This window comes from Xenorhabdus hominickii (genome assembly GCF_002632725.1).
GTDB lineage: Bacteria > Pseudomonadota > Gammaproteobacteria > Enterobacterales > Enterobacteriaceae > Xenorhabdus > Xenorhabdus hominickii.
Genome location: NZ_NJAI01000004.1, coordinates 471,732 through 495,563, shown reverse-complemented (window position 1 = coordinate 495,563; position 23,832 = coordinate 471,732). Strand labels below are relative to the sequence as shown.

The window sequence follows — 23,832 nt, the reverse complement described above, 5'->3', positions numbered from 1 at the left end:
TTTTGTCGGAGGTAGTATCGAACTTAATTGCGTATACATTCCAACCGAAAAAGCCGAGCTTAAATTTACATTATTTTGAATGTCGTTATCATTGATACTTGATACTTGATACTTGATACTTGATACTTGATACTTGATACTTGATACTTGATACTTGATACTTGATACTTGATACTTGATACTTGATACTTGATACTTGATACTTGATACTTGATACTTGATACTTGATACTTGATACTTGATTCTTGATTCTTGATTCTTGATTCTTGATTCTTGATTCTTGATTCTTGATACTTGATTCTTTTCTCTCCCCATTGGCTAACTGTTCGGGTGAAAAACCTGCATTATCGCCTCTATCATATTGACTATTCATATAAGAAAACTGCTCATCTGTAATCTTCTCTTTCACTACTGAAAAGCCAGATGCATTCTCTTTGGCAACGTAGAGACCTTCTTTATAAAACTGATTTAACACGACTTTAGCCTGCTCTTTCATTGACGTATTTGCGTTTGACACGCCAATTTGTCGGCCTGTTCGGTTATTCAGCATATCAATCGTTTCATCAGCAGATTCGGACGTTTTGAAGTGGCGAACACTCAAATCTAACGTGCCATATCGTTCATGTGCATCAGCAACACGAGAGGCTGTTTCCTCACCGAATTTAGCGGTAATTGCAGATTGCCATAGTGTATGTCGAAAGGCATTAACTTAGCTACCCTCCATGCGGGAATTGTCCTGGAGGACTCCGGCAGGGTTTATATTATGCTTTCCCTGCGTTGCAAAACGTATTGCACTACTTGTAATATTCGTACTTCCTCTAGTTGGCTTCCCTATAGTGAGTGCTGTTTCCATGTTACCAAGGAAAAACAGGCCTTCCTGTATGTTTCGCTGCCAATCAGCTTTCCTTCCTGAGAAGTAATCATATTGGTTTTCGACAATATCTTTATTGTCGTTATTGCGATATTCACTTCCAAGAAAATCTGTAGCTAACTTACCAATATTTTTTACATATGTGCTCATTTGACCAGATTTATTGAACTCCTTGACAAATTCATCTAACACAAAAAAGTTTTTCATTGTAGGAAGCATATTGTTATATAATTCTTTAATGGCTGAATTAATATCTCTTTTACCAAATTGGGAACTCCTTCCAGAGCCTTCCACACTACCCATATGGTGGTAAAAGTTATTATATTTTTGGTTCCCTGGTTCCCTGGTTCCCTGGATTCCTTTCCATAAGCAAATATTTGTAATGTAGTTTGATAATTAGATGATAAACTCTTAAATGAGCCTATACTAGTATCTAGTAAACATCGATCTTCAAAAAGCCCTTTTAGATTATCCGAAGTTGAATGAAATCTATTATCTTCAAGCATAGATAAATGACCCATAATAACAGGCGCCGTAGAGTTAAACATATTTTTAATATTTAACAACGGTTGACTAAAATGGTAATCACAAGTCATTAGTGCCTTGGTTTCACTATTACTATGTTTATCCAACGCTCCTAATGCCTTCTCTATTTACTTCTCTATAAAAGGACACTGTTTCCTTGAACAAACTGGACATATTCCATCTTTTCCATTTTTTTCCAAGAATTAATCATATTACGAGCGCTAATTCCTCCGCCTGGTGTATAGATGGCACCATCCGTTAGAGTTTGACTCGGCTTAGCATATGAACCATACCCAATATCAGGTAGAATGTTAGGGGGTTTGCGCCCAATTCAGCGAAAAGTTCCATGATGTTAAAATTATCTAACTATTTCAAAATGTTGAATGAAAATAATCAGCCTGCTTCCTCGTAATCATCATACTCATCATTATCATCCATCTTTGATTCGAGCAGTGGGTCTACATTTTCTAGCAGACTGTCAAGACTGAATGTGTCGTTTTGTTCTGCGAAGATGTAGTTCCCTGCCAACTGGATATGGTTCCAGGCCACTGGGGAGAGATTGGCCAGTATTTCAATTGCCTCTCTGTTACTTTGTTTTTCAAATCGTTCTACCAGTCCGGATAACAAGGCTGAATTGTAGTAGATAATGCAATTGGCGATCAGACGGGCGCAATCGTTCCATTGTTCAACCTGATAATCATTTCCACCTCGAAACTGATTTCCATTGACAGACGCGATGGCTCTTCTGAGCTGATGATAGGCTTCTCCCCGATTCAATGCCTGTTGTACAAACTGTCTCAGTGTCTGATTGTCCACGTATTCAAGCAAATAGATACATTTAACTAACCTGTCATACTCACGTAGGGCAGACAATGTCGAGTTAGTTCTCTTGCCATTTGACAGCTTTCTGACCATGGTACTCTGATTGGTTGCCTTGCGGCTCAATGAACAAACAATATGCTGGATATGTTCCCATTCATCCATGATTAACTTGTGCTTTATCGGTTTTTTCAAAGAAATATGGAGTTTTTCACTTAGCAAGGTGATATCGAACAATTCTTCAAAGATTTTTTTGAACTTGGCATAACGAGGGGCAAACTGGTAACCGAAAATATCCAGCAAGGTAAAATTGACATTATTGATCCCATGATTATCCGTCGAAACCGAGAGCGGCTGGATATCACTGCTGTTGTTATAGAGCAGGTCAAAAGCAAAATGCCTCTCAAACTCATTCGGTGCGTTCACGGTAGTATTGATTGGAACATGATTGACGACCAGCGATAATGCTGATACCTCTTTACCTTTGCGGAAATACTTGGCAGAAAAGCGAGCCTTGAATGTGTTTATCCGGCAACCGTGTTTTTGTCCATCGATACTGCCAAAAGGCGCGGCCTCATTGATGGTGTAATACTTGAATATGGATAAGCGGGCGATCGCATTGGAAATAATATCATTGGCGGCATGGGTCGTTTCCGGCCGGATATAACTATCATTGATAGCCCGGAGTGCTCCTACGCTGCGATCGGAAACGGCGGCTATTCGATGTAGGCCATAGTTTGCTCCGTTGCCGAAAATACAGGCAATCAAATCGCCTTGCCGTGCCTCTGACTCTTTCTTATAGGTTGTCAAGTTTTCAAGGGCGCTGAGATAACCTGTTTTGCGGTTGACGTAACTCATAATCTCAATAATCTCTTTGTGCTTGAGCTGGCTGTAAACCGGGTTGTCAATACCGGCTTTCCAGCGACGGTTCGCCAGACTCCATGTCAGACGATTAGAGCGGGGCTGGCATTTTACGAAATCATTGGCATCAGCATTAATGTTAGCTGTTACGCGATCAAGCAAGGTATTTAACCTCATTTCCAACTGCATCAGCGTCTGGGTAATGGGATCACTAAGACGATTAAGTCCTGTTTTTTCAATCAGCTCTGGTTTTTCCGTCATCCAGACATCCACCGGAATAAGGTCATCTTCCAGACGTTTATTCTTTTTACTCTCACTCACATAGATTCTGCCGCTGTTGATCATATGATCAATCCGGTGATACAAATAGAACTCAAACTGCTGGAGATGGACGTCATCGCCCTCAAGAAGATAACGCAGGTCGCGTGGACGGATGAATTCCTGCGTCACACACGTGATTCGTTTGTGTTTGTCCAGATCAGCTTTTGCAGTGGTTACTTGCTCAGCCATCAGAGGCTGGTCAGGGGAACACTCAATATCGATAGCCCTGAACAGCTTGCGCAGAGAGTTTGATGTTCTGCGGGCATTGATAGTCAACCAGATCAAAATTCTCCTTATAAAGATGCTGGCTGATTTTTCTCATATCAGCTTCATCAATCAGTGAAAATGCCTGCTTGCGAATTTCACCAAACGGAACATTGTCACTGAGTGTATTATCAACAAATAAGTTCAGAACGTTGCCAGCATACTTAAGCTTATTTCTGACCACTTCCAGTTCTTCAGCGACTTCTTGCTGGGAAAACGTTTTTGCGGATTCATGATGTTTTGTTACAAGATGGCAAAATGCGGTCACCATCCTGTCATTGTTTTCCCTGTATCGAAAAAAGAGATAACAACTCAGATAGAGCAGCCCCTGCCACTTGGGCATTCGCCTGATTTTATAAACTGAACGGTGCTTTACAACGGAGGCATAATAGAGCATGTTTCCACGGGATAATCGAAGAGCCTCAAGCAGAGATTTTAATTCAGGGTAAATACTTTTTATGGTTCTGTGCGTATTCAGCTCACGCTCCAGCTCTGAGGGCGAAAAGCTGCGGGCTGATCCCTTATATCCGGACAGACTGTTAAGCAGTCCTTTGTCTGCCATGATGCTCTGTAGGGTGTTAACCGTATTTTCCGACATTTATCGGGACAGAATGGCTTCGGTTCGCTTTCTTTCGGCACTGAGCGTCCGGGTAACAAGCGTCTGGATAGTGCTGTATGCCGGAAGGACAATACGCTGCTGACTAAAGAATGCGATGCATTCATCGAACATATATCGGGGATCAGTATAGATGGTTGCGACGTCCTGGAGACGTAAGACCAGATTGTCAGTCATGGGGGGTGTTAGCTGCTCAAAACTAAGCAAGGCCAGAACCTGATTGATTAGTCGGGATCGGGTTGATTTGACCAACTCAGTGTACCGTGGTTTTGCGCCTGAAAAGTAGGTCTGGCAAATATACTGAACATCCGGCCTGACGTCCTTCAAATGGAATTTGGGAATAACTAGCTTAGCCCGGAAATACCCAATAAAGAGAATGAAATAAATACGGTTTTCGAGTTTCTCCATTGCGTGGATGTGTTCAAGAAGTGTGTCATTCAGGGCAAAATATTCTTCACGTCCTGTCTGACTGAATTCCGGGCGGCGATATAGCTCATCAATTTCATCGGTTTTAAGAATTTGTATCCGGCTTGGGCGCGTCGGCTGCAAGTTTTTCCTTATAGATCTTTTTACCAAAAAAGGTTGTCAAAAACGTTCACGGCGAGTGCTGATAGGGTGTATCTTTAATGCACTGACTAAAACTCAGTGCAGAAAATAGCTCAGACTGATGTATAATGCACCGTAATAATAACACCATGTATAGTGCACTGGTGAACACCAATATGCGGATTTACGGATACCTGAGGGCATCGACTGATGAACAGGATGCTTCAAGGGCAAAAAATGAGCTGATTGAATTTGCAAGTGGATTGGGAGTTCAGGTTACTTGCTGGTTCGAAGAAAATGAATCCGGTGCCCAACTTCATCGTCCAGAATTATTTCGTCTACTTGATGTTGCTATGTCGGGCGATGTGATCTTGGTTGAACAAGTCGATCGTCTCAGTCGATTGAATACAGCTGACTGGGAAAAACTGAAATATATGATTAACCATAAGGGCCTGAAAGTCGTTTCTCTGGATCTTCCAACCAGCTACCAATTCATGAAAAATACAGACGATTTCACTGAACGTATGCTTACAGCGCTCAACAGCATGATGCTTGATATGCTTGCGGCGATTGCCAGAAAGGACTACGAAGACAGACGTCGCCGTCAGGCTCAGGGTGTAAAGAAAGCCAAGCGGGAAGGTAAATACAAAGGCCGCCCGGTGGATAAAAAACTGCATCAAAAGATAGAAGACCTTCTCAGAGGGCAGAAGAGCTATAGTTATATCGTCAATTGGCTTGGCTGCTCTAGACACACAATATCCAGAGTATCAAAAGCGATTAGAGATACAAAAAAAACATAACATTATGATTTAATTTTTTATTTATGCGTAATCGTGGAACTTTTCGCTGAAATGGACGCAATACCCCTGTGCTAGCTTATATTCGATTAAGCACATAATATATGTGCAGTCCTTTTAAAAATTTGGTGAGTGCCAGCCCTGAATACGCGTTAGGGCACCCTCCTAAACGGGAGGTTATTATTCTTGACCTGCTCTTTGAACAATTTAGGTGTGCTGACAAAGTACACACTATGCCGGAATGCTCTAGGCTTTCTTGGAGCAAGCAACCCTCTAAAAAAGGCTGGCTAATTACAATTAATGCCCCGCCCGTGTGGGGAGTCCTCATTCTTTAATATCACTGTACTGAAAAAGCACAAACTATCTTAGAATTAATGCACTCATTATATTTTCATATATAAATTATAATGCAGATTAATAATTCTATGACTTAAGCAGAAACACTAACCTTTACTCACCCCATAATCTAAAACCACGTAATTAACCTATGCAATTATTTTTCATCGGTCATTTTTGCATGTTTTTTTCACAATTAAACCAAATAAAAAAGCCAGTATTTCGCTACTGGCTTTTGGCGTCCTATTGAAAGGAGAAAACAAATATGTTGGATATAAATTTAGCAAATCAGTCAGTCGTTGTCACTATGTCAAGTATTGACTTCTTAAATGACATTATCAATCCAGCTCGTGTAGAAGCGGGAGAAAAACCAGTACGACCCTCTGACTTTCACGTTCGGGTGAATGATGAGATTGGCGAAAATATAAACTACGAAAATTTCGTAGTTGGAAATTCCTGTTTGGAGATTACAGCGTGGCAATAGCGCAATCATTATGAATCCTGTTCCGGGCGATATTGGGTTAATTGCGGTGTGTGATCAGGATATAAGCACAGTAAAGGTAACTAAAAAATCTGCTATGCCCGGCACTGGGCGAACACATAACTATTCAGATGCCATCTATCTTGGCGGTGTATTGAACTCTGAGCCAACCCAATATGTTGAGTTTACTGACAATCAGATAAATATTGTATCACCGAATAAGATTAACGTTAACGCACCTCAAGTCGAAGTAACGGCAAACACCTCCTATACTGTAAATGCCCCCGTTATTATATTGAACGGCGCTGTAACTCAGGGCGGTGGTAGTCATGGTGGTGATGCTAAGTTCGGTGGTTCTATTGATGCCAAGGGTGAAGTTACGGGGAATGGTATCAACCTCTCAACTCATGTTCATGGTGGCGTTAAGTCTGGTGGTGATAGCACGAATAAGCCGAGTTAATTTCCGGTAAGCCACGGATGGCTTTAATTTCGATGTTTTTATAACCAATGAGTGCTAAAATTGAAGTAACTTAACTCAGGATACAGAGAGGTAAACATGGGAGTGGTTATAACAAGAATTGAAGCTTTTGTTGTAAATGTTATCCATGATGACATGTGGATTGCTGAATGTGATGAACTTGGGTTGGTTACAGAAGCTAAAACTTACGATGAACTGACAGAAAAAGTTTGGGAAATAGCGCCTGAGCTTTATGAGATTAATGGACTTGGCGATCATTCTGAGGTTTTCCGCCTTAAGTTCGTCCAAGAACAATCATCTGATTCAAGAGTAGCTCTCTGATGGGTTCCGGCTTATATCCGCAACTGAAAGAAATTCTATTGGCACACGGATGTTATTTTGTAAGACAAGGCAAAGGTAGCCATGAGATATGGCGTAGCGACATAACCAACAAAGCATTTAGTGTGCCATATACAATAGTCTCCAAGCATACCGCTAATGCGATTCTGAAACAGGCAGGTATTAAAGAAAAAATCTAATGCTCGTTGCTTGCCATGCGAGCATTACCATGATGGGGTGGTAACAATGGACAATAAATTATTTTCCAGACTTACTGAAAGTATGGCGCAAATGAATGAAATGATTGACAGCGAACACGTCCTATCTAGCAAAATCACTGCTGATGCCACTAACTCTATTAATGCTCGTTCCGAAGCGTTCAGGAAAGCCTTGCTGCATACTCAAACTAAATATGCAGATATCATTAAGGCACTGGAAGATAAATAGTAAATAAATAGTAAAATTTGATTAATCACATAACGCCACTTAACTGCGTTTTTTTATCAGTACCAAACTTCAAATATACAACTCACTGAATCATGCACTCGACCAATAGACAGATTTTATAATACGCTACCCTATTTTAATGCGTATTAATTCTGTTAATGGTTATTAAATTGAGATAAAAATCCGACCTAAGTAATATTAACTGGCAATTTAGCAGTAGGGTGAAATTACCTTTATTAATAAATAATTAAGTGAGGGATTTATGTCTGAAATTAATAAGCTGGATAATAAACAGTGTCCGTTTGACTCTGAGCAATATAAGGTCAAAGTTAATGATACAGTTGCACCTGTCGGTTCATACCCATGGGCAATGATTCAAGTGTATTTAGGTAAGAAAGTATATCGTAGCAATTGGAATTTTCCTGTTGAATATACACGTCTTGCTGGTGTACCTGATGATTCACCCTATATTGAGAAGTATAATTCAGGTAACTCAACACACTGGCAGCCAACACAGAAAGATATGCTAGCTTGTGATTGGAACCTGATGGACTGCCTGTTGTCTTTTGACCTTACGTCAGGAACTGAAATATCTAGTTATTTTGGGAATGTAGGTTGGGGATATATATCAGAAAGACTAGTTGGCTGGCCGCGTACTATGGGCGCTTTAAATATTAGCCCAAACAATGAGATAGATATTACGGAAATAACATCATTCAGTTGGGGTGAAAGAAGTAATACATTTTATATTAATACATCTACTAAACAAGATAAGGAGAGTTACCAAAATGTAGGGTTCCTCTTCCAAAATAAAGAACTTCGGGTAATAGTTAATAATGAGTCTTATAATCTTGGAAAGGCACAACTAGGTCACCATGAGGGAGATGGACCTTATGATTACGAATTTTCGTATCAAAACTCTGAGGCACAAAAGTTAGGCGCTTTATTGCAACAAATGCAACAAACTGGTCAAATTAAGCTCTTCTGCCTTAACTGGGTTGATAAATAAATTATCCCAATCTATATACTGAATTCAAGGCTGCGCATTGCGTAGCCTTTTCCATATATACCGCCTCGTGCGGTTTTTTTGTATCTACCAGCAGTAAACTATGAGCTTACAACTATTTTATTGGATTATTTACCAATAACTTCATGGCATCATTGAATGCCTCGCATTGTTCATCGTAGGCACCTGAATATTCAGCATGAAAAATACAAAATATAACCTCGGCGATGGTTTCGTTACATATCGGTGTGTTTTTATCCAATAACTGACAGGTAGCGCGCCCAATCAGGGTATATGCGTTAGTGTTCATGATAAACCTTAGTGATTAAATTTTAATCTAATCTAATCCTACTGTGGCACAATTTTGCCAGTTTCTGGAAGTAGCAAGCTAGCCGGTCTGCAGGGCCTTCTGGCTTAGTCAAGGTAAAGCAGGATGTCAGGCTCGGCATCCTGTTGATGACCTTAATGAGTCACAGGGCTTAATTGTTTAACATTGCCCAGTGTTCACCTACACCTAGAGCATGCCAGTCCTTCAATACACCCCATTCGGGTGCACTCCCGTCTGTGACCAAGGGGGTATTTTGCCGTAGTGATTGTTCAACCAACGGCCAGGAAATCAACAATGCAACTTTCAGACGATTAATGATTTCTTGTTCACCATCTTCAAAGCGCCAGGTGATGTACAAATGTTTTGTTGCTCCGGAACCATGGACCTGGGGACCTGGGAGCCGAAACATCTGGCCATGCCGTCAACATCTTTGATCCGTACTTTGGTGTCAAATGCAAGCAAACCATTCAGCTCTTTCCCGCTGTGTAACAAAAATTTTTCTTTTTCCTGTAAGCCAAACAATGTTGGGCGATTGCGGTGCACAGCCGGTGCTTTTCTAGTCAATATTCTTAAATTGATTTCCACTTGTTTATTTTCTGTCATGGTAAACACCCAATAGCGAATCAGCCGACTATATCACCTAATACTACAGTCGTGCTTACTATATCGTCTATGCCCGCGAAGACCAGGCCGACCTCAACACGCTGGTTCAGGTGGCCGGACATCGCTGGGAAATCGAAAGGGGAATGCGGTCTGGATCATTACGAAGTGCGACAATGGAAAAGTTGGTACCGGATATGACAATTTGCCGAACCGTTGACGATAAATTCTGGGAATATGTCCCTGATTACCGCGGCAAAATGGCGTATCGCACCCAAACCCGTCAACCGGTAGAAATCACTGAAATTGGTGACATCGCCATCGGACTCACCTTTTTAGCCCCACAGACCCCGTTCGATAACTGGGACGGTAAACAGTGGGTAACCGATGTTCAGAAAGTACAGCAGTTACGGGTTCAGGATGCCGAACAACAAAAACGGCAATTCCTGTGGACAGCCAGAGAGAAAATTGATATCTGGCAGGATGCCGTTGATTTAGGTATCGCTACCGGTGCCGAGAAATCCGCCTTAACGGCCTGGCGAAAATATCGGGTAGAACTCTATCGGGTGGATTGCACTACTGCACCGGATATCGCATGGCCGGAGGTGCCCAAATAAGAACAAAACCGGGCGACCGGCTTATGTGCCAAGTGAAATAATATGATTTTTCACTTGGCATTGTATCAATTAGAATGTTTGTATTTTATTGGTAATATATGTTCACCCAGTTTTTAATTTATTTACTCTAGAGGGGAATACCGAGACTCTATTATGACATCGACGTGAAATTCACCTGAATTATCACCATACATACCTTGGCCATCAAGGAATAAAAGTATTAGTTCTCCATCAACAGGAACCGTTTTATGAAGCACACCATTTCCTATTTCATAGGTTTTATCGCCGATTTTAGCAATGAGTGTGACGTATGATAGATTTGGTTTTACAGGTATTTGACTCTGAGGTGCGGCCCATTGATTGTCTCCACGTCCGTACTTCACCCATCCCTTAGCAACAATAGATATAACATCTCCCTTTTTGAGAATAAGCCCTGTAGGTTGACCTTTTTCGGCTTTTCCTGGCACAGCTCCAGACCAATTGTACATAGGATTACCTCCAATCATTATGTTTTGAAAGCGACTTTATCAGTGTCTATGAAGGTGGGCTACTTCTCCACCTGTGAACATCAATAAAAAGGTTCATCAATACTGGAGAGAACTTCTGATTAGAATGGCACGGAATGGTTGGGGAAACATTAACAAAATCTATTTGCCTATGGCTGACTGATAAGTTTAGCATTTAAAGGGGCAATTATCCCCTTTAACCCAACCCCTTGATATCCCTTATTTCCGTCAGAAAACCGGAATTCCTGTCCTGAACAGTAATTAAGTAAAATAAATATGTTATGCTAAATGGGATTTGAAAGCCCACTTACGTATAGGGCAGAATTCTGCCCTGTAGTGATAGTAGCTTGCCTTTCCCCCACTCCACAATTTCCCGCTTTTCTTTCAGGTAGTCGCGGGGTCGATATCTCATCAATGTAATCAGTGAGCTGGTGGTGGGGTGGTAGCAAGTGGACAAACTCAGTAGATGAAAGTAGTATTTATTTATGTTTTTTGTGTTACTCGCCCCAATCCTATCAATTTAGTGCCTCAGAAACGCATAACACAAACTATAACACATGATTTTAGTTGATTGATTTTGCTTGCTTATATCACATGGTTCACACATATCACAATTGATGCCGCGTTTGGTAATTAATAGTGCCATTTCAGTCTCTTGCAAAAAAATCACTTAAATTAATAAGTTAATCCAATATCGTATTTGTTACATTTTCTCAGATATTATAATAAACCATTTAGATAATCCACGTCGAACTATTGTGGTATATACTTAAGTATGTTTTAACTTTTTTAAGAGAAAAACATGATTGAGTACATAGTAAAACATGGTAATGACATAGTGAAAGTCTTGGGTTCTATTGGGACTTTTATTGGCATTATTCTCTCTGTATTGAAGAAACTTTATTCTGATGTGAGTATGTTTAGAGAACGGAGAGCAGTAAAATATATTAAATATTTAAATCAGTACAATAGCTACTTAAGCGAAAACAATAAAGATTATATTAAATACGAAATTGTATCTGAAATCATGTTTGATATTACCAAAATAAAGTCTGATAAATTCAGACAAATATTTATCAAGCTAAAACAAGCTGGGTTGAGTTCTGAATATATAGATAACCTTAAAAAATTAAAGACATATACTGTTTTAAATTCAGGTGTGGTTCAGATAAATATTAAACCTTTTTATTATATGACTTATTGGTTTGAAAAGATATTTTCAATGTACTTTTTTACATTGGCATTTGTTGTATTGATTGTGTTTTTATTGCAATTCGATGGCTGGAGTGATGTGGTTGGGGGAGCTTTAGATTTATTTCTGGTTATTTTAAGTATGGTTTTTCTTATGGGAATTGGTATTTATCTATTAGTATTAAGTCCATCAAAGTATCAGATTCAAGAGCTGAATGAGGAATTAGCCAAATATAAAATTGAAAATCCAATGAGGTAAATGTCCTTTTTATCAATCAATGTTCTGTTAGTATAATCCTCTATCTTTTAAGTAGTGCCTTTGTTGGCTGCAACTTGAAGTCAATCAGACAGCTATTCCAATTATGTATGCCTTGGGAGTTTTCGTAATGAAAGTGAGTTCTTTGACGGAAATTGTGTTACCGAGTAATTATCATACGAGCGGCTTTTTGGCATTTCATCAACGAGATGAAATGGGCATTTCTGAAATTGTGCAGCAGAATCAAATTAAAAAGGGGATTATGTGGCACGACAATCCGGCTCTTTTGACGATAACCATTGAAGAAAACAGAGCTAAGCTACAACTTGATATTGATGGTGATAAGTCCCGTTATTCACATGAAGCGTTATTGGATCTGGTTTCACATATGCTAGGGTTGAAACAACCCGTTGAAAAATTTGAAACCATATATCAAGACCATCCCGTTATTGGAGAGTTGATTACCAGACAAAAAGGTTTACGGATTTATCAATCAGCGACACCTTTTGAAGCATTAAGCTGGGCAATAATGGGTCAGCAAATTAGTTTAAGTGCAGCAATATCCATCCGTCGGCGCTTTATTCAAGCCATCGGTATTCAACATTCTTCTGAATTATTGTGTCATCCAACCTATAAGCAAGTAATACAGTGTTCGGAACATGATCTGCGCCAGTGCGGTTTTTCTGTGGGGAAAGCGAATGCCTTGCTGAGTGTTAGTCGGCTGATTGATTCTGGTGAGTTGGAATTAGCTATTCCAGAGGAAGAAGATGCAGTTAACAGGCTAGTGGATAATTTACTGGCTATCAAGGGAATCGGCATGTGGACAATCAACTATGCCTTGCTGAGGGGATTTAATCATTTGAATGGTTCACTGCATGGTGATGTTGCTGTCAGACGCAATCTCCAATATTTGCTCAAGCAGGAAGATAAAGTGAGTGCTGAACAAGCTGAAACATGGTTGGCGCATTTTTCACCTTGGAAGGCACTGGTGGGTGCACATTTATGGCAGCAGCAGTCCAGTAGTGGATATTGATAATCAGGGTTCAATACCACACTAACTCTTGGTAAGGCGTTTTTCGTAATGTATCAAGACGGCTAGCAAGAGAGCCGACGTGGATTTCAAGTTGATGTCCATCAGGATCAAGCAGGTAAATAGATTCTCCTTCGCTGAGATTTTCTTTCCATTGCGGTATACCCACAAACAGTAGTTTTTCCTTGAAAGCAGGGAAATCCTCAGCCGCGATGCTAAAGGCTATGTGGGTATAATCCCTTGCGGGTTTGGCTTCATCACAAGAAAGACAAAGCCATAATTCACCCAGGCTCAAGTAAGCTCCATTTTGCCAGCGAACATGTGGGGTAAATCCAAGTTGATTAATATAGAAATTCAGACTGAGCTCAAGGTTCGATGTCGCTAATGTTAAGTGGTTAAGTCCCGTCAGCATGGAAATACCCCTTTAGAGTTAAAATGGATGAAAATTTCTTTAGGTATCAAATATCGCACATATTAGGAGAAGGTTGTTTGACACGCAAATGTTGTGCAAATGATAGACTGAATATCGGTGATATATTTTTGTTAAGTCTAGTTTTCCATTCATTGAGGAATTTTTAGTTATGTTATCTTTTTCACCGTTTGAAGCTTTAGCTCAACAACTTTTACCTGTGGCAATAGAAGGTGATGATGGAGCTCATGATGTTGCCCATCTCCATCGAGTATGGCGAAATGCTAAACACATTTGTGAGGCGGAATCCGGCGATTTACGATTAGTGTTAGCGGCTGTTTTATTGCACGATTGTGTGAATGTTGAAAAGAATTCGCCAAGTCGACCTTTTGCTTCGCGCATGGCAGCAGAAAAAGCGACATTAATATTGGAAGAGTTAGGATGGAGTGAAAAGGATATCGCTGCCGTCTATCACGCGATTGAAGCACATAGTTTCTCCGCCGGATTAACGCCGAGAACATTGGAAGCCCAAATTGTACAAGATGCAGATCGATTGGATTCCATTGGCATGATTGGTGTTGGGCGCTGTTTTTATACCTCAGGCCGCATGGGTTCCGCGTTGTATGATTTCAATGACCCGTTGGCAACACAGCGCGAATATGATGATAAAGCCTATACGGTCGATCATTTTTATACCAAGCTATTTAAGATAGAAGCTGGTTTTCAGACTGATTCGGGCAAGAAAATAGCCCGTGAAAGAACAGAGCGCATGAAACAGTTTCTTGATGCTTTTCTTGATGAAATACAGTTTGAATCAGTAAATTGAGACGAGTGAACAATATTGATGTTGGGTATAATTAGCGAGATTTTTATAAGTAAGAGAACATGTAGTGACAGAAATATATACAGTGACCGAACTCTATAGTGATGAATATTGGATGCGTCGGGCAATCTACTTGGCAATGCAGGCACAAACACAAGGTGAGATTCCGGTGGGTGCTGTATTGGTGGCAGATAATAAAATAATTGCTGAAGGGTTTAATCATCCGATTACCAATCATGATCCCACGGCCCATGCGGAAATTATTGTTTTGCGTCAGGGGGGCCTCCGATTACAGAATTATCGTTTGCTGAATACGACACTGTATGTCACGTTGGAACCCTGTGTTATGTGCGCAGGAGCGATGGTACATAGCCGGATACAGCGGCTGGTTTATGGTGCCAGCGACATGAAAACAGGAGCGGCGGGGTCATTGATTGATATATTGCGCCACCCGGGCATGAATCATCAAATTGAAATTACTGGCGGTGTACTGGCGGAAGAGTGCTCCACTATGTTGAGTTATTTTTTTAAACAACGTAGGGAGCAGCATAAGGCATTGAAGAAATTGAAACAGCAGGCAATGCTATAGCCATTCATGGATTAAGTGTTTTTTCAGATTGCGCCGGTGTTTTTTCTTCCGGCGTCTTTTCATGAGATTCGGTGTTGGTATCTGTTATTTGTTTACTTTCATCTTGAATTTCGCTGTCCGTAGTTTTATTGCTGATCGTAGTTTTATTCGCGGTGGTTTCATGTTCTTCTGCTTTTTCGCGGTTAGCTTTGGCCTGTAGATAGCCTTCTAAGCTCAGGTAATAACGCCGAATATTTTCAACATAGCGGTAAGCTTCATAGCCCCGGGCATAACCATAGGTTGTATTGGTATAGTATTTTTTCTTGCTCAGCAGAGAAAGACGCGTTTTAACATCCAACCAGCTTTCAGAATTACCTTTTTGCTCGGTAGTTAATTTCTGGGCATCAAGAACATGTCCATATCCCATATTATAAGAGGCGAGAGCAAACCAGATACGTTCATCGTCGGGAATCGTTTTTGGGAAACGATCCATGAGATGGTGCAGATAAGCCATTCCACCTTTTACACTCTCTTCAGGATCTAGCCTATCCTTGATCCCAGCCCATTCTGCTGTTGGACGAGTAAGCATCATTAAACCACGAACCCCAGTGGGTGATGTTGCCTGCGGATCCCAATGTGACTCTTGCCATGCAATGGATGCCACTAATCTCCAATCAATAGAGCCCGCGTATTTTTCAAAAATGGGCTGATATGTTGGCAAGATTTTATTGATGGCACGGATAAATGTGAGGGTATCAAAGTAGTCGAATGAACCGATATGGCTGAAGTATTTTTCTTGCAGCCTTGACATGATACCGTTTTCAGCCAGATCACTAAAAAAATCTAGCGTAGCGGAATAGAGGCTGTAATCGCCATTGCGCTTCAAGTACCAAGTCAGCGGACGTTCTTCACCGACATCAAAAGCAACAGCCAAATTGGGATGAATACGCTGTTGAAGGGCTAAGCTGATAGAATCGCTGATAGTATAGTCGATTTTTCCTTCGGATAGCTGTTCGAGTAGGTTTTGTATGTTTCCGTCTGGTGTTTCTTCCCAAGTTAAATCAGGGTAAGACTTCTCTTTCAATTTCCTCAGTTCGCTTGCATGTGCTGAACCTGCCATGATGACGAGCTTGCTTTTTACGTCATTAAATGAGCGTGGGCGTATCGCCCCCTTACGGTAAACCAGTTGTTGTAAGACTGAATAATAGGCAGGGCCTGTGCGTGTTTGATCGAGTCTTTCCTGATTATAGAGGAGACCTGCGGCCAAAAAATCAGCTTTATCGTTTTCCAAGTCTTCAAAGAGCTGATTAATGTTGGAACGAAACTTAATCACAAGTTTAACACCCAAGTAATCAGCAAATCGTTTGGCTAGTTCATAGTCGAATCCTATCGGTTCATTCTTATGGTTAAGAGAAATCAGAGGAGAGCTGATAGTGCTAACCCGAAGTTCCCCTCTTGTCAGGATCTTGTTTATCTGCTCCTGCTGTTTGTTGGGCCAATTAATGTTGAGGCCAATGATGGCAGCAGAAAGGAGCGCGATAATAACGATAACAAAATAATTTATCTTTATATTAATCAAAAAATTATCTCTTTTTAGCGCAATTAGGCTCCGAGTGAAACGTAAGATAATAGCATGGTTAAATTTCCAGTAATCGGGAATTTTGCTTAACAAAATTGGGATGTGCAAGTCTATTAAGTTAATTAAGGAACACCGTTGAGTGTATTGCTTGGTTGATAAATAGACACGCAAACGGTTTCGTCGGAGCGAACATTCCTCTATAATGTCAGGCGTTTCCCCCTGAGGCATCAGTCAGGCTTTGCTTCTAAGATGAGAGAACCTACAATTATGGAAATTCTGCGTGGCTCGCCCGCTTTATCAGCGTTTCGTATTACTAAGCTCCTTTCCCTGTGCCAAGAACAGCGTCTTCCCGTGACAGAAATTTATGCAGAATATGTGCATTTTGCAGAGATTAACGCTCCAATAATGGGGGATGAACGGGAAAAATTAAGTCGATTATTAAAATATGGCCCCTCTTTGGCTGAACATGAGCCTAAAGGTCAACTACTGTTAGTTACGCCTCGTCCGGGCACCATATCTCCTTGGTCATCGAAAGCGACAGAAATTGTCCATAACTGCGGGCTAAACCAAATTGTCCGTTTAGAAAGGGGAATTGCTTATTATATTCAGTATTCCAGGATAAATAGTGTCGGGATGAATGATGAGCAATGGCAAGCATTATCGGCGTTATTGCATGATCGCATGATGGAAAGTGTGTTCACTGAGTTTGAACAAGCTAACGCTCTGTTTTCTCACCAGCAACCTGCCCCTTTGAAGCAAATTGATATTTTACAATCAGGTCGTGCGGCGCTGGAATCTGCCAACGTTGAGTTGGGATTGGCTTTGGCCGCAGACGAAATTGATTATCTGATGAGAGCGTTCCAGACGTTGGAACGCAATCCAACTGATATTGAACTTTATATGTTTGCACAGGCTAATTCTGAGCATTGTCGCCACAAAATCTTCAATGCCGATTGGGTTATTGATGGACAGGAACAACCCAACTCTTTGTTCAAAATGATTAAAAATACATTTGAACAAACGCCAGAGTATGTACTGTCTGCTTATAAAGATAATGCTGCAGTGATGGAGGGTTCTCATGTCGGGCGTTTTTTCCCTGATCCTGATTTCGGTGTTTATGATTACCACCAAGAACCCGCCCATATTTTAATGAAAGTTGAAACGCATAATCATCCAACGGCAATTTCGCCTTGGCCCGGTGCCGCGACTGGCTCGGGAGGCGAAATTCGTGATGAGGGTGCAACCGGGCGGGGAGCCAAACCCAAAGCAGGATTGGTCGGTTTTTCGGTTTCAAACTTGAAAATTCCGGGATTTGAACAACCGTGGGAAGAGGATTTCGGTAAGCCTGAGCGGATTGTCAGTGCGTTGGATATTATGCTGGAAGGCCCTTTGGGCGGCGCGGCGTTTAACAATGAATTTGGGCGTCCGGCATTGTTGGGTTACTTCAGAACCTATGAAGAAAAGGTTTGCTCCCATAATGGTACAGAATTGCGAGGTTACCATAAGCCCATCATGTTGGCGGGTGGGATCGGGAATATTCGCGAAGATCACGTTCAGAAAGGCGATATCCCAGTCGGTGCAAAATTAATTGTGCTGGGTGGGCCAAGCATGAATATCGGTTTAGGCGGCGGGGCGGCATCTTCCATGACATCAGGTCAATCTGACGCTGATTTGGATTTTGCATCTGTGCAACGTGACAATGCAGAGATGGAGCGTCGTTGTCAGGAAGTTATCGATAGCTGCTGGCAATTGGGAGATAAAAACCCGATTCTGTTCATCCATGACGTAGGCGCTGGTGGTTTATCAAATGCCATGCCAGAGTTAGTCAGTGATGGTGGACGGGGTGGGCGTTTTGAGTTACGTAACATTCTCAATGATGAGCTGGGGATGAGTCCGTTGCAGGTATGGTGCAATGAATCTCAGGAGCGTTATGTTCTGGCTGTGGCACCAGAGCAGCTTCCTCTGTTTGAGGAAATGTGCCGCCGTGAACGTGCTCCCTACGCTGTAATTGGTGAAGCAACGGAAGAGCGGCATTTGCTGCTGAACGACGATCATTTCGATAACCAGCCAATTGACCTACCATTGGATGTCTTACTTGGTAATACGCCAAAGATGCTGAAAAATGTGCAACGACTGAAAGCGCAGGGGCAGCATCTGGAGCGTAAGGGCATTGAGCTTGCAGATGCAGTAAAACGTGTTCTGCATTTACCGGCTGTTGCAGAAAAAACATTCCTGATTACGATTGGAGACCGCTCCATAACAGGCATGGTTGCCCGTGATCAAATGGTTGGCCCGTGGCAGATTCCAGTCGCGGATTGTGCTGTCACTACCGCCAGTTTGGACAGCTATTATGGTGAAGCCATGTCAATCGGGGAGCGAGCACCGATTGCATTACTGGATTTTGCGGCATCGTCACGTATGGCAGTTGGGGAAGCTCTGACCAATATCGCCTCTGCTTATGTGCAGGATCTGAAACGAGTGAAACTATCGGCTAACTGGATGTCGGCATCCGGTCATGCAGGTGAAGATGCTGGTTTATATGCAGCAGTGAAGGCAGTGGGTGAAGAATTGTGCCCGGCGCTGGGATTGACCATTCCGGTCGGCAAGGATTCAATGTCAATGAAAACCCGTTGGCACCAAAACGGGGAAGAGCGTGAAATGACTTCACCGCTTTCATTGGTGATCAGTGCGTTTGCCCGGGTGGAAGATGTGCGTCGCACAGTCACACCAGAATTGTCTACCGAAGAAGGCAATGCCTTACTGTTGATCGATCTGGGGCAAGGGCAGAATGCGCTGGGAGGAACCGCCTTGGCTCAGGTTTATCGTCAGCTTGGTGATAAAACTGCCGATGTTCGCAATGTTGAACAGCTTGCAGGTTTCTTTAATGCGATTCAGCGATTAATTTCAGAACAAAAATTACTGGCTTATCATGACCGATCTGATGGTGGATTACTCGTGACCTTGGCTGAAATGGCTTTTGCGGGACATTGTGGATTACAGGCCGATATCAGTGTATTTGATGAAGATATTTTGGCGGCTCTATTCAGCGAAGAATTAGGAGCAGTGATCCAAATTCGTGCAACTGACCGAGAGCAGGTTGAAAATCTGCTGGCAGATAATGGCTTGAGTGAATGTGTGCACTATTTGGGGCAAGCTCAAGTCGGTAATGATTTCGTTATTTCCAGTGGCAATATGGAAGTTTACCGCCAAAATCGCAGCACATTGCGCTTATGGTGGGCGGAAACTACATGGCAAATGCAACGTCTGCGTGATAACCCTGAATGTGCTGATCAAGAGCATCAGGCAAAACAGGATGTGAATGATCCCGGTTTAAACGTGAAGTTATCATTTGATCCCGCCGAAGATATTGCAGCTTGTTACATTTCGAAACAAGTGCGTCCGCGTGTTGCTGTACTACGTGAACAAGGCGTTAACTCTCATGTTGAGATGGCGGCAGCATTCCATCGGGCAGGTTTTGAAGCCGTGGATGTTCACATGAGCGATTTATTGAGTGGCCGGGTAACACTGGAGCAATTCCAAACATTAGTGGCATGTGGTGGTTTCTCCTATGGGGATGTGCTCGGTGCGGGTGAAGGTTGGGCGAAATCTATTCTGTTCAATTCTCGTGTACGTGATGATTTTGCGAACTTTTTCGCAGGGCCGGATACTTTAGCGCTTGGCGTATGTAACGGTTGTCAGATGATGTCTAATCTGCATGAGCTGATTCCGGGAACAGAACATTGGCCACGGTTTGTCCGTAACCGCTCCGAACGCTATGAAGCACGTTTTAGCTTAGTGGAAGTGGCTGATAGCCCTTCACTATTCTTGAAAGATATGGCAGGTTCCCGCTTACCGATCGCGGTTGCTCATGGTGAAGGTCAGGTTGAATTCAGAAATAGCCAGAACTTAATTGAGCTTGAAAAAAATCAGCAAGTTGCAATGCGTTTTGTAGATAACCGCGGTTTGGTAACAGAAAATTATCCGGCAAACCCAAATGGTTCTGTGAATGGCATTACCTCAGTGACTAACTTAGATGGACGGGTGACGGTCATGATGCCTCATCCTGAAAGAGTATTCCGCACGGTCAGCAATTCCTGGCATCCTAAAGAATGGGGTGAAGATAGTCCTTGGATGCGTATTTTCCGTAATGCACGCAGACAGTTAGGCTAATTTACCTAGTTGTTCTATTCTTTCTTTGTAAAGGCCCTGAAAATTCATCAGAGCCTTTATTTTTAGTGCATTAATGAACGTGTCTCTATATAGCGACAATGGCCTTATTGGATGTCTCAAATAAGAGACATTTAATTGGTTGATATTAATATGAAAATTTATAGGTGTGGTTAGGTGTCATAAATAGGAGACAAAAATTCATATCCGTCGTTAAAAAATATGACTAAAAAACACCAGTGAATTCGGTATCTTATAAATTATCAATAAAATCAATGTAGTATAAATTATTTTACAAGTTGGCATGTAATGTGCATAATATAAAGCAGTTGCTCATTCAATTTTTTATGTCGGCCCACAATCAGGTGGAAACATGCCACATAAGCCCAGAATGACGCCGAAGTAAGGTGCCTACCGTCCAACTTAATGATACTCGCTTTCGGGCCTTATCAAGCAAAGGGCGACACGTGGAGTGAGGCACCACCTACATGCTTAATTTATTTATCAAATGGCATGGCGGCTCCTCACTGGCGGGATGGTAATAAAGCTGCTATCCCGCCATCATTATTACAGGTAAATCCTGCCCATCGTGTTCATGTATGCTCATCGCTTGCAATAGCCAACAATTTTCAACCAGTTCAAAAAAAGACAAAAAGTAACTTTAGAATTCATCATTTGGCAGACTTTTTTCTATGCCTTATGTTGATAAGCAACAATGTTATTGTAGGTTATGAGATGATTTCTTTGAAAAAATGGCGTTTATTTCCGCGTTCATTGCGTCAATTAGTTTTAATGGCTTTCTGGTTGGTATTATTGCCACTATTGGTTTTGGCCTATCAAGCCTATAAAAGCCTCGATCAACTCAGTACTCAAGCGGCTGAAATTAATCGTTCAACCTTGGCGGATGTCCGTCGGAGCGAAGCGATGATAGGTGTTGCACTTGAGATGGAGCGTAGTTATCGCCAATATTGTGTATTAGGGGATATACGGCTGGAAAAACTCTATCAACGCCAATATCTTCAGTACACGAATATGCTTGGTAAGCAGATAACCATGTTGGCAAATACAGTGTATACAAAAAAACTCAATGAGTTACTGCCAGGGTTGACCAAAATTTCCTGTAGTAATGGTGCCCCTGAACCAGCTACCAATAAACTGCTTGAACAATTCTCCACTGCCAATAACCATTTAGTACAGGAAACTCGCAACATCATTTTCAGTCGTGGTGAACAGTTACAAAAAGATATTGCAGATAAGGGGCGTTTTTTTGGTTGGCAAAGCCTTATTTTATTCCTGTTAAGTGCATTTTTGGTCACCCTGTTTACGCGTATGATCATCGGGCCTGTGAAAGGTATCGAACGGATGATCAATCGACTGGGAAAAGGACTATCGTTGGAAAATCAGATCGAATCCTTTAAAGGTCCCCGGGAATTACGCTCGTTGGCACAGCGTATTATTTGGCTGAGCGAACGCCTGTCTTGGCTTGAATCGCAGCGCCATGAATTTTTACGTCATATCTCCCACGAATTGAAGACACCTCTGGCAAGTATGCGTGAAGGGACAGAATTACTGGCTGATGAGATTGCCGGGCCACTGACCGCAGATCAAAAAGAGGTCGTGAGTATTTTGGATAGCAGCAGTAGGCATTTACAGCAGCTTATCGAACAACTACTCGAATATAACCGTAAATTGGCAGATGGCCCTGCTGAGCATCAGAGTGTATCTTTAAGAGAACTTGTTGGTGGTGTTGTATTATCACATCAACTGCCTGCACGAACGAAAAATATTTATACAAACATTCAGCTGGATATAGATTATTGCTGGGCGGAACCCAACTTATTAATGAAGGTGATTGATAATCTCTACTCCAATGCAGTGCACTATGGAGCTGAATCCGGTAACATTTGGATTTCCAGTCGGCAAATGGGGAAAAATCTTCAGATTGATATTGCCAATACAGGAACGCCTATTCCTGAATTAGAAAAAAGCATGATTTTCGAGCCATTTTACCAAGGAAAACTTCAACGAAAAGGTGCAGTTAAAGGTAGTGGACTTGGCTTGAGTATTGCTCAAGATTGTATTAAACAGATGGGAGGAGTGATTCATCTGATAGAATCTGAATTTGCTGATGTATGTTTTCGAATTGAACTGCCATTAACCGCAAAGAATGATTAAATAATATGTATAACAGGTTTACTTACCACTTTATGATGGAGATGAAACAGCAAGATATTGTGACTAAACCAATCAAAAAATCTGCTGTTAAGCAGCCCATTATGGCAAGGGTTTCAACCCTGAGTTTCCGTGCTGTGTTGCTATTGTTCGTTCCTTATTTGCTGGTAGGGTGTGCTAAAACTACCGGGGCAGATAATTTAGTTTCGATAGCGCAGTCTATTCTGCCAGAGCATCAGGTCACGGATTATCGCCTTAAGAATTGTGACTCAATTTGGGATATAACAAAATTAACGGCAATGGAAAACGGGCTTTATTGGCTGAGATTTATGGATTGTACCGATCGACTGCCTCCGTCGGAAGCTCGTGAAGTAGCGAAACGTTTCAGTTTGACTGATTGGGAACAAGTATTCAAACAGAGCATTCTGATTAACAAATCCACTCCTTCATTGGCTGAACGTCGTAAAATTGTCGAAAATCTTAATCGGTATGGTGTTCAATTTCCTGTAGTTTTGCGGCCATTATTACAATTATGGCGTGAGCAGCAATATCTGAAAATTAATCTTGCCGAAGAAAAAATGAGGTTCCAGCGATTCCAGTTTGATAGCGATAGCAAAATTGACCGCTTGAAAGAAACACGAACACATTTAGAAAATGAACTTCGTTCAATATCTCGTAAATTAGAAAATCTAACTGATATTGAACGCCAACTTTCCTCTCGCAAGCAAGATCAAAGCAATGTTGTCACTTCCGGTGAAACAGGGAATGTGGATGGCACAGATAGCTCACCCCGTAAAAGGGATACTTTATCCAATCAATTAGAGCCGGAAGATAAATCGGCAACGCAGCCGGAAACACAAACAAAAGCGACTTCCCCAGAAGAAAAAGGAGCCAAATAAC

At 41.7% G+C, this 23,832-nt stretch carries 25 protein-coding genes and 2 pseudogenes; 16 read left to right on the top strand and 11 right to left on the bottom strand.

All coding sequences use genetic code 11. The features are described 5' to 3' along the window. Positions 1–88 precede the first annotated feature (88 nt). From Xhom_RS14640 to Xhom_RS36640, 5 genes and pseudogenes are all read right to left on the bottom strand, one after another. Positions 89–694, bottom strand: a pseudogene (locus Xhom_RS14640) (DUF6973 domain-containing protein); the annotation flags it as partial. A gap of 15 nt (positions 695–709) precedes the next feature. Continuing rightward, positions 710–1,165: a hypothetical protein gene (locus Xhom_RS14635; protein WP_145957461.1), complete on the bottom strand. Its 456-nt coding sequence runs from the start codon at positions 1,163–1,165 to the stop codon at positions 710–712. A gap of 624 nt (positions 1,166–1,789) precedes the next feature. Further along, positions 1,790–3,682 carry a transposase gene (locus tag Xhom_RS36650; protein WP_232326215.1) on the bottom strand — a complete coding sequence of 631 codons (1,893 nt, stop codon included), beginning with the start codon at positions 3,680–3,682 and terminating at the stop codon, positions 1,790–1,792. Further along, on the bottom strand, positions 3,609–4,223 hold the full coding sequence (locus Xhom_RS36645; protein ID WP_232326216.1) for a hypothetical protein: 615 nt from the start codon (positions 4,221–4,223) through the stop codon (positions 3,609–3,611). The genes Xhom_RS36650 and Xhom_RS36645 overlap by 74 nt, the downstream gene beginning before the upstream one ends. A 36-nt stretch (positions 4,224–4,259) precedes the next feature. Next, on the bottom strand, positions 4,260–4,826 hold the full coding sequence (locus Xhom_RS36640; protein WP_069315042.1) for a DUF4158 domain-containing protein: 567 nt from the start codon (positions 4,824–4,826) through the stop codon (positions 4,260–4,262). 125 nt (positions 4,827–4,951) lie between these two features. Here Xhom_RS36640 and Xhom_RS14620 point away from each other — a divergent pair, with 125 nt between their 5' ends. The 7 genes from Xhom_RS14620 (at position 4,952) to Xhom_RS14590 (ending at position 8,689) form a co-directional block, all read left to right on the top strand. Next, positions 4,952–5,623, top strand: a complete 672-nt coding sequence (locus Xhom_RS14620; RefSeq protein ID WP_244590784.1) for a recombinase family protein — start codon at positions 4,952–4,954, stop codon at positions 5,621–5,623. A gap of 598 nt (positions 5,624–6,221) precedes the next feature. Continuing rightward, positions 6,222–6,440 carry a hypothetical protein gene (locus tag Xhom_RS14615; RefSeq protein WP_069315043.1) on the top strand — a complete coding sequence of 73 codons (219 nt, stop codon included), beginning with the start codon at positions 6,222–6,224 and terminating at the stop codon, positions 6,438–6,440. 10 nt (positions 6,441–6,450) lie between these two features. Beyond that, complete coding sequence (locus Xhom_RS14610; protein WP_069315044.1) at positions 6,451–6,897, top strand: hypothetical protein; 447 nt, start codon at positions 6,451–6,453, stop codon at positions 6,895–6,897. A 96-nt stretch (positions 6,898–6,993) separates the two neighbouring features. Continuing rightward, positions 6,994–7,236, top strand: coding sequence for a DUF1902 domain-containing protein (locus tag Xhom_RS14605; RefSeq protein WP_069315045.1), 243 nt, complete (start codon positions 6,994–6,996; stop codon positions 7,234–7,236). Then, positions 7,236–7,433: a type II toxin-antitoxin system HicA family toxin gene (locus tag Xhom_RS14600; RefSeq protein ID WP_047963020.1), complete on the top strand. Its 198-nt coding sequence runs from the start codon at positions 7,236–7,238 to the stop codon at positions 7,431–7,433. Before Xhom_RS14605 ends, Xhom_RS14600 begins: the two co-directional genes overlap by 1 nt. Positions 7,434–7,479: 46 nt before the next feature. Further along, entirely contained in the window at positions 7,480–7,680 is a 201-nt protein-coding gene (locus tag Xhom_RS36635) for a hypothetical protein (RefSeq protein ID WP_069315046.1), read from the top strand. 262 nt (positions 7,681–7,942) lie between these two features. Continuing rightward, entirely contained in the window at positions 7,943–8,689 is a 747-nt protein-coding gene (locus tag Xhom_RS14590; protein ID WP_069315047.1) for a Thoeris anti-defense Tad2 family protein, read from the top strand. A gap of 112 nt (positions 8,690–8,801) precedes the next feature. Here Xhom_RS14590 and Xhom_RS14585 read toward each other — a convergent pair whose 3' ends face one another. From Xhom_RS14585 to Xhom_RS14580, 3 genes are all read right to left on the bottom strand, one after another. Continuing rightward, positions 8,802–8,996, bottom strand: coding sequence for a hypothetical protein (locus tag Xhom_RS14585; RefSeq protein ID WP_069315048.1), 195 nt, complete (start codon positions 8,994–8,996; stop codon positions 8,802–8,804). A 169-nt stretch (positions 8,997–9,165) separates the two neighbouring features. Continuing rightward, positions 9,166–9,423, bottom strand: coding sequence for a DUF5990 family protein (locus Xhom_RS45875; protein ID WP_418384818.1), 258 nt, complete (start codon positions 9,421–9,423; stop codon positions 9,166–9,168). Further along, positions 9,318–9,617 (bottom strand): hypothetical protein, encoded by a 300-nt coding sequence (locus Xhom_RS14580; protein ID WP_069315049.1) that lies wholly within the window; start codon positions 9,615–9,617, stop codon positions 9,318–9,320. The genes Xhom_RS45875 and Xhom_RS14580 overlap by 106 nt, the downstream gene beginning before the upstream one ends. A 53-nt stretch (positions 9,618–9,670) precedes the next feature. Between Xhom_RS14580 and Xhom_RS14575 the strand changes: the two are divergent. Together Xhom_RS14575 and Xhom_RS14570 are read left to right on the top strand one after the other, a co-directional pair. After that, positions 9,671–9,809 (top strand): annotated as a pseudogene (locus Xhom_RS14575) (IS701 family transposase); the annotation flags it as partial. Next, complete coding sequence (locus Xhom_RS14570) at positions 9,761–10,231, top strand: tail fiber assembly protein (RefSeq protein WP_084022927.1); 471 nt, start codon at positions 9,761–9,763, stop codon at positions 10,229–10,231. The pseudogene Xhom_RS14575 and the gene Xhom_RS14570, both read left to right, overlap by 49 nt. A 122-nt stretch (positions 10,232–10,353) precedes the next feature. On the opposite strand, the gene Xhom_RS14565 is transcribed toward Xhom_RS14570, so the two are convergent. After that, entirely contained in the window at positions 10,354–10,719 is a 366-nt protein-coding gene (locus tag Xhom_RS14565) for a LecA/PA-IL family lectin (protein ID WP_069315051.1), read from the bottom strand. Positions 10,720–11,539: 820 nt separating this feature from the next. Here Xhom_RS14565 and Xhom_RS14560 point away from each other — a divergent pair. Together Xhom_RS14560 and Xhom_RS14555 are read left to right on the top strand one after the other, a co-directional pair. After that, positions 11,540–12,187 carry a hypothetical protein gene (locus Xhom_RS14560; RefSeq protein WP_069315052.1) on the top strand — a complete coding sequence of 216 codons (648 nt, stop codon included), beginning with the start codon at positions 11,540–11,542 and terminating at the stop codon, positions 12,185–12,187. A 127-nt stretch (positions 12,188–12,314) separates the two neighbouring features. Further along, complete coding sequence (locus Xhom_RS14555; protein ID WP_084022930.1) at positions 12,315–13,217, top strand: DNA-3-methyladenine glycosylase family protein; 903 nt, start codon at positions 12,315–12,317, stop codon at positions 13,215–13,217. 10 nt (positions 13,218–13,227) lie between these two features. Here Xhom_RS14555 and fos read toward each other — a convergent pair whose 3' ends face one another. Next, complete coding sequence (gene fos / locus Xhom_RS14550; RefSeq protein WP_069315054.1) at positions 13,228–13,626, bottom strand: fosfomycin resistance glutathione transferase; 399 nt, start codon at positions 13,624–13,626, stop codon at positions 13,228–13,230. Positions 13,627–13,795: 169 nt separating this feature from the next. Here fos and Xhom_RS14545 point away from each other — a divergent pair, with 169 nt between their 5' ends. Both Xhom_RS14545 and tadA read left to right on the top strand, forming a co-directional pair. Next, complete coding sequence (locus tag Xhom_RS14545) at positions 13,796–14,449, top strand: HD domain-containing protein (protein ID WP_069315055.1); 654 nt, start codon at positions 13,796–13,798, stop codon at positions 14,447–14,449. Positions 14,450–14,531: 82 nt separating this feature from the next. Continuing rightward, complete coding sequence (gene tadA, locus Xhom_RS14540; protein WP_211287894.1) at positions 14,532–15,035, top strand: tRNA adenosine(34) deaminase TadA; 504 nt, start codon at positions 14,532–14,534, stop codon at positions 15,033–15,035. A 4-nt stretch (positions 15,036–15,039) separates the two neighbouring features. Here the strand turns inward: tadA and mltF are convergent, their stop codons facing one another. Beyond that, positions 15,040–16,593, bottom strand: a complete 1,554-nt coding sequence (gene mltF, locus Xhom_RS14535; RefSeq protein WP_069315057.1) for a membrane-bound lytic murein transglycosylase MltF — start codon at positions 16,591–16,593, stop codon at positions 15,040–15,042. 267 nt (positions 16,594–16,860) lie between these two features. Here mltF and purL point away from each other — a divergent pair, with 267 nt between their 5' ends. The 3 genes from purL (at position 16,861) to qseG (ending at position 23,831) form a co-directional block, all read left to right on the top strand. Continuing rightward, the gene (gene purL, locus Xhom_RS14530; RefSeq protein ID WP_069315058.1) at positions 16,861–20,763 is read left to right on the top strand and encodes a phosphoribosylformylglycinamidine synthase; all 3,903 of its coding nucleotides are present in this window, start codon (positions 16,861–16,863) and stop codon (positions 20,761–20,763) included. A gap of 732 nt (positions 20,764–21,495) precedes the next feature. Then, on the top strand, positions 21,496–22,935 hold the full coding sequence (locus Xhom_RS14525) for a sensor histidine kinase (RefSeq protein ID WP_069318371.1): 1,440 nt from the start codon (positions 21,496–21,498) through the stop codon (positions 22,933–22,935). Positions 22,936–22,940: 5 nt separating this feature from the next. Beyond that, complete coding sequence (qseG, locus tag Xhom_RS14520; protein ID WP_069315059.1) at positions 22,941–23,831, top strand: two-component system QseEF-associated lipoprotein QseG; 891 nt, start codon at positions 22,941–22,943, stop codon at positions 23,829–23,831. The last annotated feature ends 1 nt before the right edge of the window (position 23,832 follow it).

What these genes read in the sequence shown, in the direction of transcription:
- purL (WP_069315058.1), top strand. Translation starts at nt 16,861, where the DNA reads ATGGAAATTCTGCGTGGCTCGCCCGCTTTATCAGCGTTTCGTATTACT.
- Xhom_RS14615 (WP_069315043.1), top strand. Translation starts at nt 6,222, where the DNA reads ATGTTGGATATAAATTTAGCAAATCAGTCAGTCGTTGTCACTATGTCA.
- qseG (WP_069315059.1), top strand. Translation starts at nt 22,941, where the DNA reads ATGTATAACAGGTTTACTTACCACTTTATGATGGAGATGAAACAGCAA.
- Xhom_RS14580 (WP_069315049.1), bottom strand. Translation starts at nt 9,617, where the DNA reads ATGACAGAAAATAAACAAGTGGAAATCAATTTAAGAATATTGACTAGA.
- Xhom_RS36645 (WP_232326216.1), bottom strand. Translation starts at nt 4,223, where the DNA reads ATGGCAGACAAAGGACTGCTTAACAGTCTGTCCGGATATAAGGGATCA.
- Xhom_RS14585 (WP_069315048.1), bottom strand. Translation starts at nt 8,996, where the DNA reads ATGAACACTAACGCATATACCCTGATTGGGCGCGCTACCTGTCAGTTA.
- Xhom_RS14590 (WP_069315047.1), top strand. Translation starts at nt 7,943, where the DNA reads ATGTCTGAAATTAATAAGCTGGATAATAAACAGTGTCCGTTTGACTCT.
- Xhom_RS14605 (WP_069315045.1), top strand. Translation starts at nt 6,994, where the DNA reads ATGGGAGTGGTTATAACAAGAATTGAAGCTTTTGTTGTAAATGTTATC.
- Xhom_RS36635 (WP_069315046.1), top strand. Translation starts at nt 7,480, where the DNA reads ATGGACAATAAATTATTTTCCAGACTTACTGAAAGTATGGCGCAAATG.
- fos (WP_069315054.1), bottom strand. Translation starts at nt 13,626, where the DNA reads ATGCTGACGGGACTTAACCACTTAACATTAGCGACATCGAACCTTGAG.
- Xhom_RS14610 (WP_069315044.1), top strand. Translation starts at nt 6,451, where the DNA reads ATGAATCCTGTTCCGGGCGATATTGGGTTAATTGCGGTGTGTGATCAG.
- Xhom_RS14570 (WP_084022927.1), top strand. Translation starts at nt 9,761, where the DNA reads ATGCGGTCTGGATCATTACGAAGTGCGACAATGGAAAAGTTGGTACCG.
- Xhom_RS14555 (WP_084022930.1), top strand. Translation starts at nt 12,315, where the DNA reads ATGAAAGTGAGTTCTTTGACGGAAATTGTGTTACCGAGTAATTATCAT.
- Xhom_RS14545 (WP_069315055.1), top strand. Translation starts at nt 13,796, where the DNA reads ATGTTATCTTTTTCACCGTTTGAAGCTTTAGCTCAACAACTTTTACCT.
- Xhom_RS14560 (WP_069315052.1), top strand. Translation starts at nt 11,540, where the DNA reads ATGATTGAGTACATAGTAAAACATGGTAATGACATAGTGAAAGTCTTG.
- Xhom_RS14620 (WP_244590784.1), top strand. Translation starts at nt 4,952, where the DNA reads ATGCACCGTAATAATAACACCATGTATAGTGCACTGGTGAACACCAAT.
- Xhom_RS14525 (WP_069318371.1), top strand. Translation starts at nt 21,496, where the DNA reads ATGATTTCTTTGAAAAAATGGCGTTTATTTCCGCGTTCATTGCGTCAA.
- Xhom_RS14600 (WP_047963020.1), top strand. Translation starts at nt 7,236, where the DNA reads ATGGGTTCCGGCTTATATCCGCAACTGAAAGAAATTCTATTGGCACAC.
- Xhom_RS45875 (WP_418384818.1), bottom strand. Translation starts at nt 9,423, where the DNA reads ATGTTTCGGCTCCCAGGTCCCCAGGTCCATGGTTCCGGAGCAACAAAA.
- Xhom_RS14565 (WP_069315051.1), bottom strand. Translation starts at nt 10,719, where the DNA reads ATGTACAATTGGTCTGGAGCTGTGCCAGGAAAAGCCGAAAAAGGTCAA.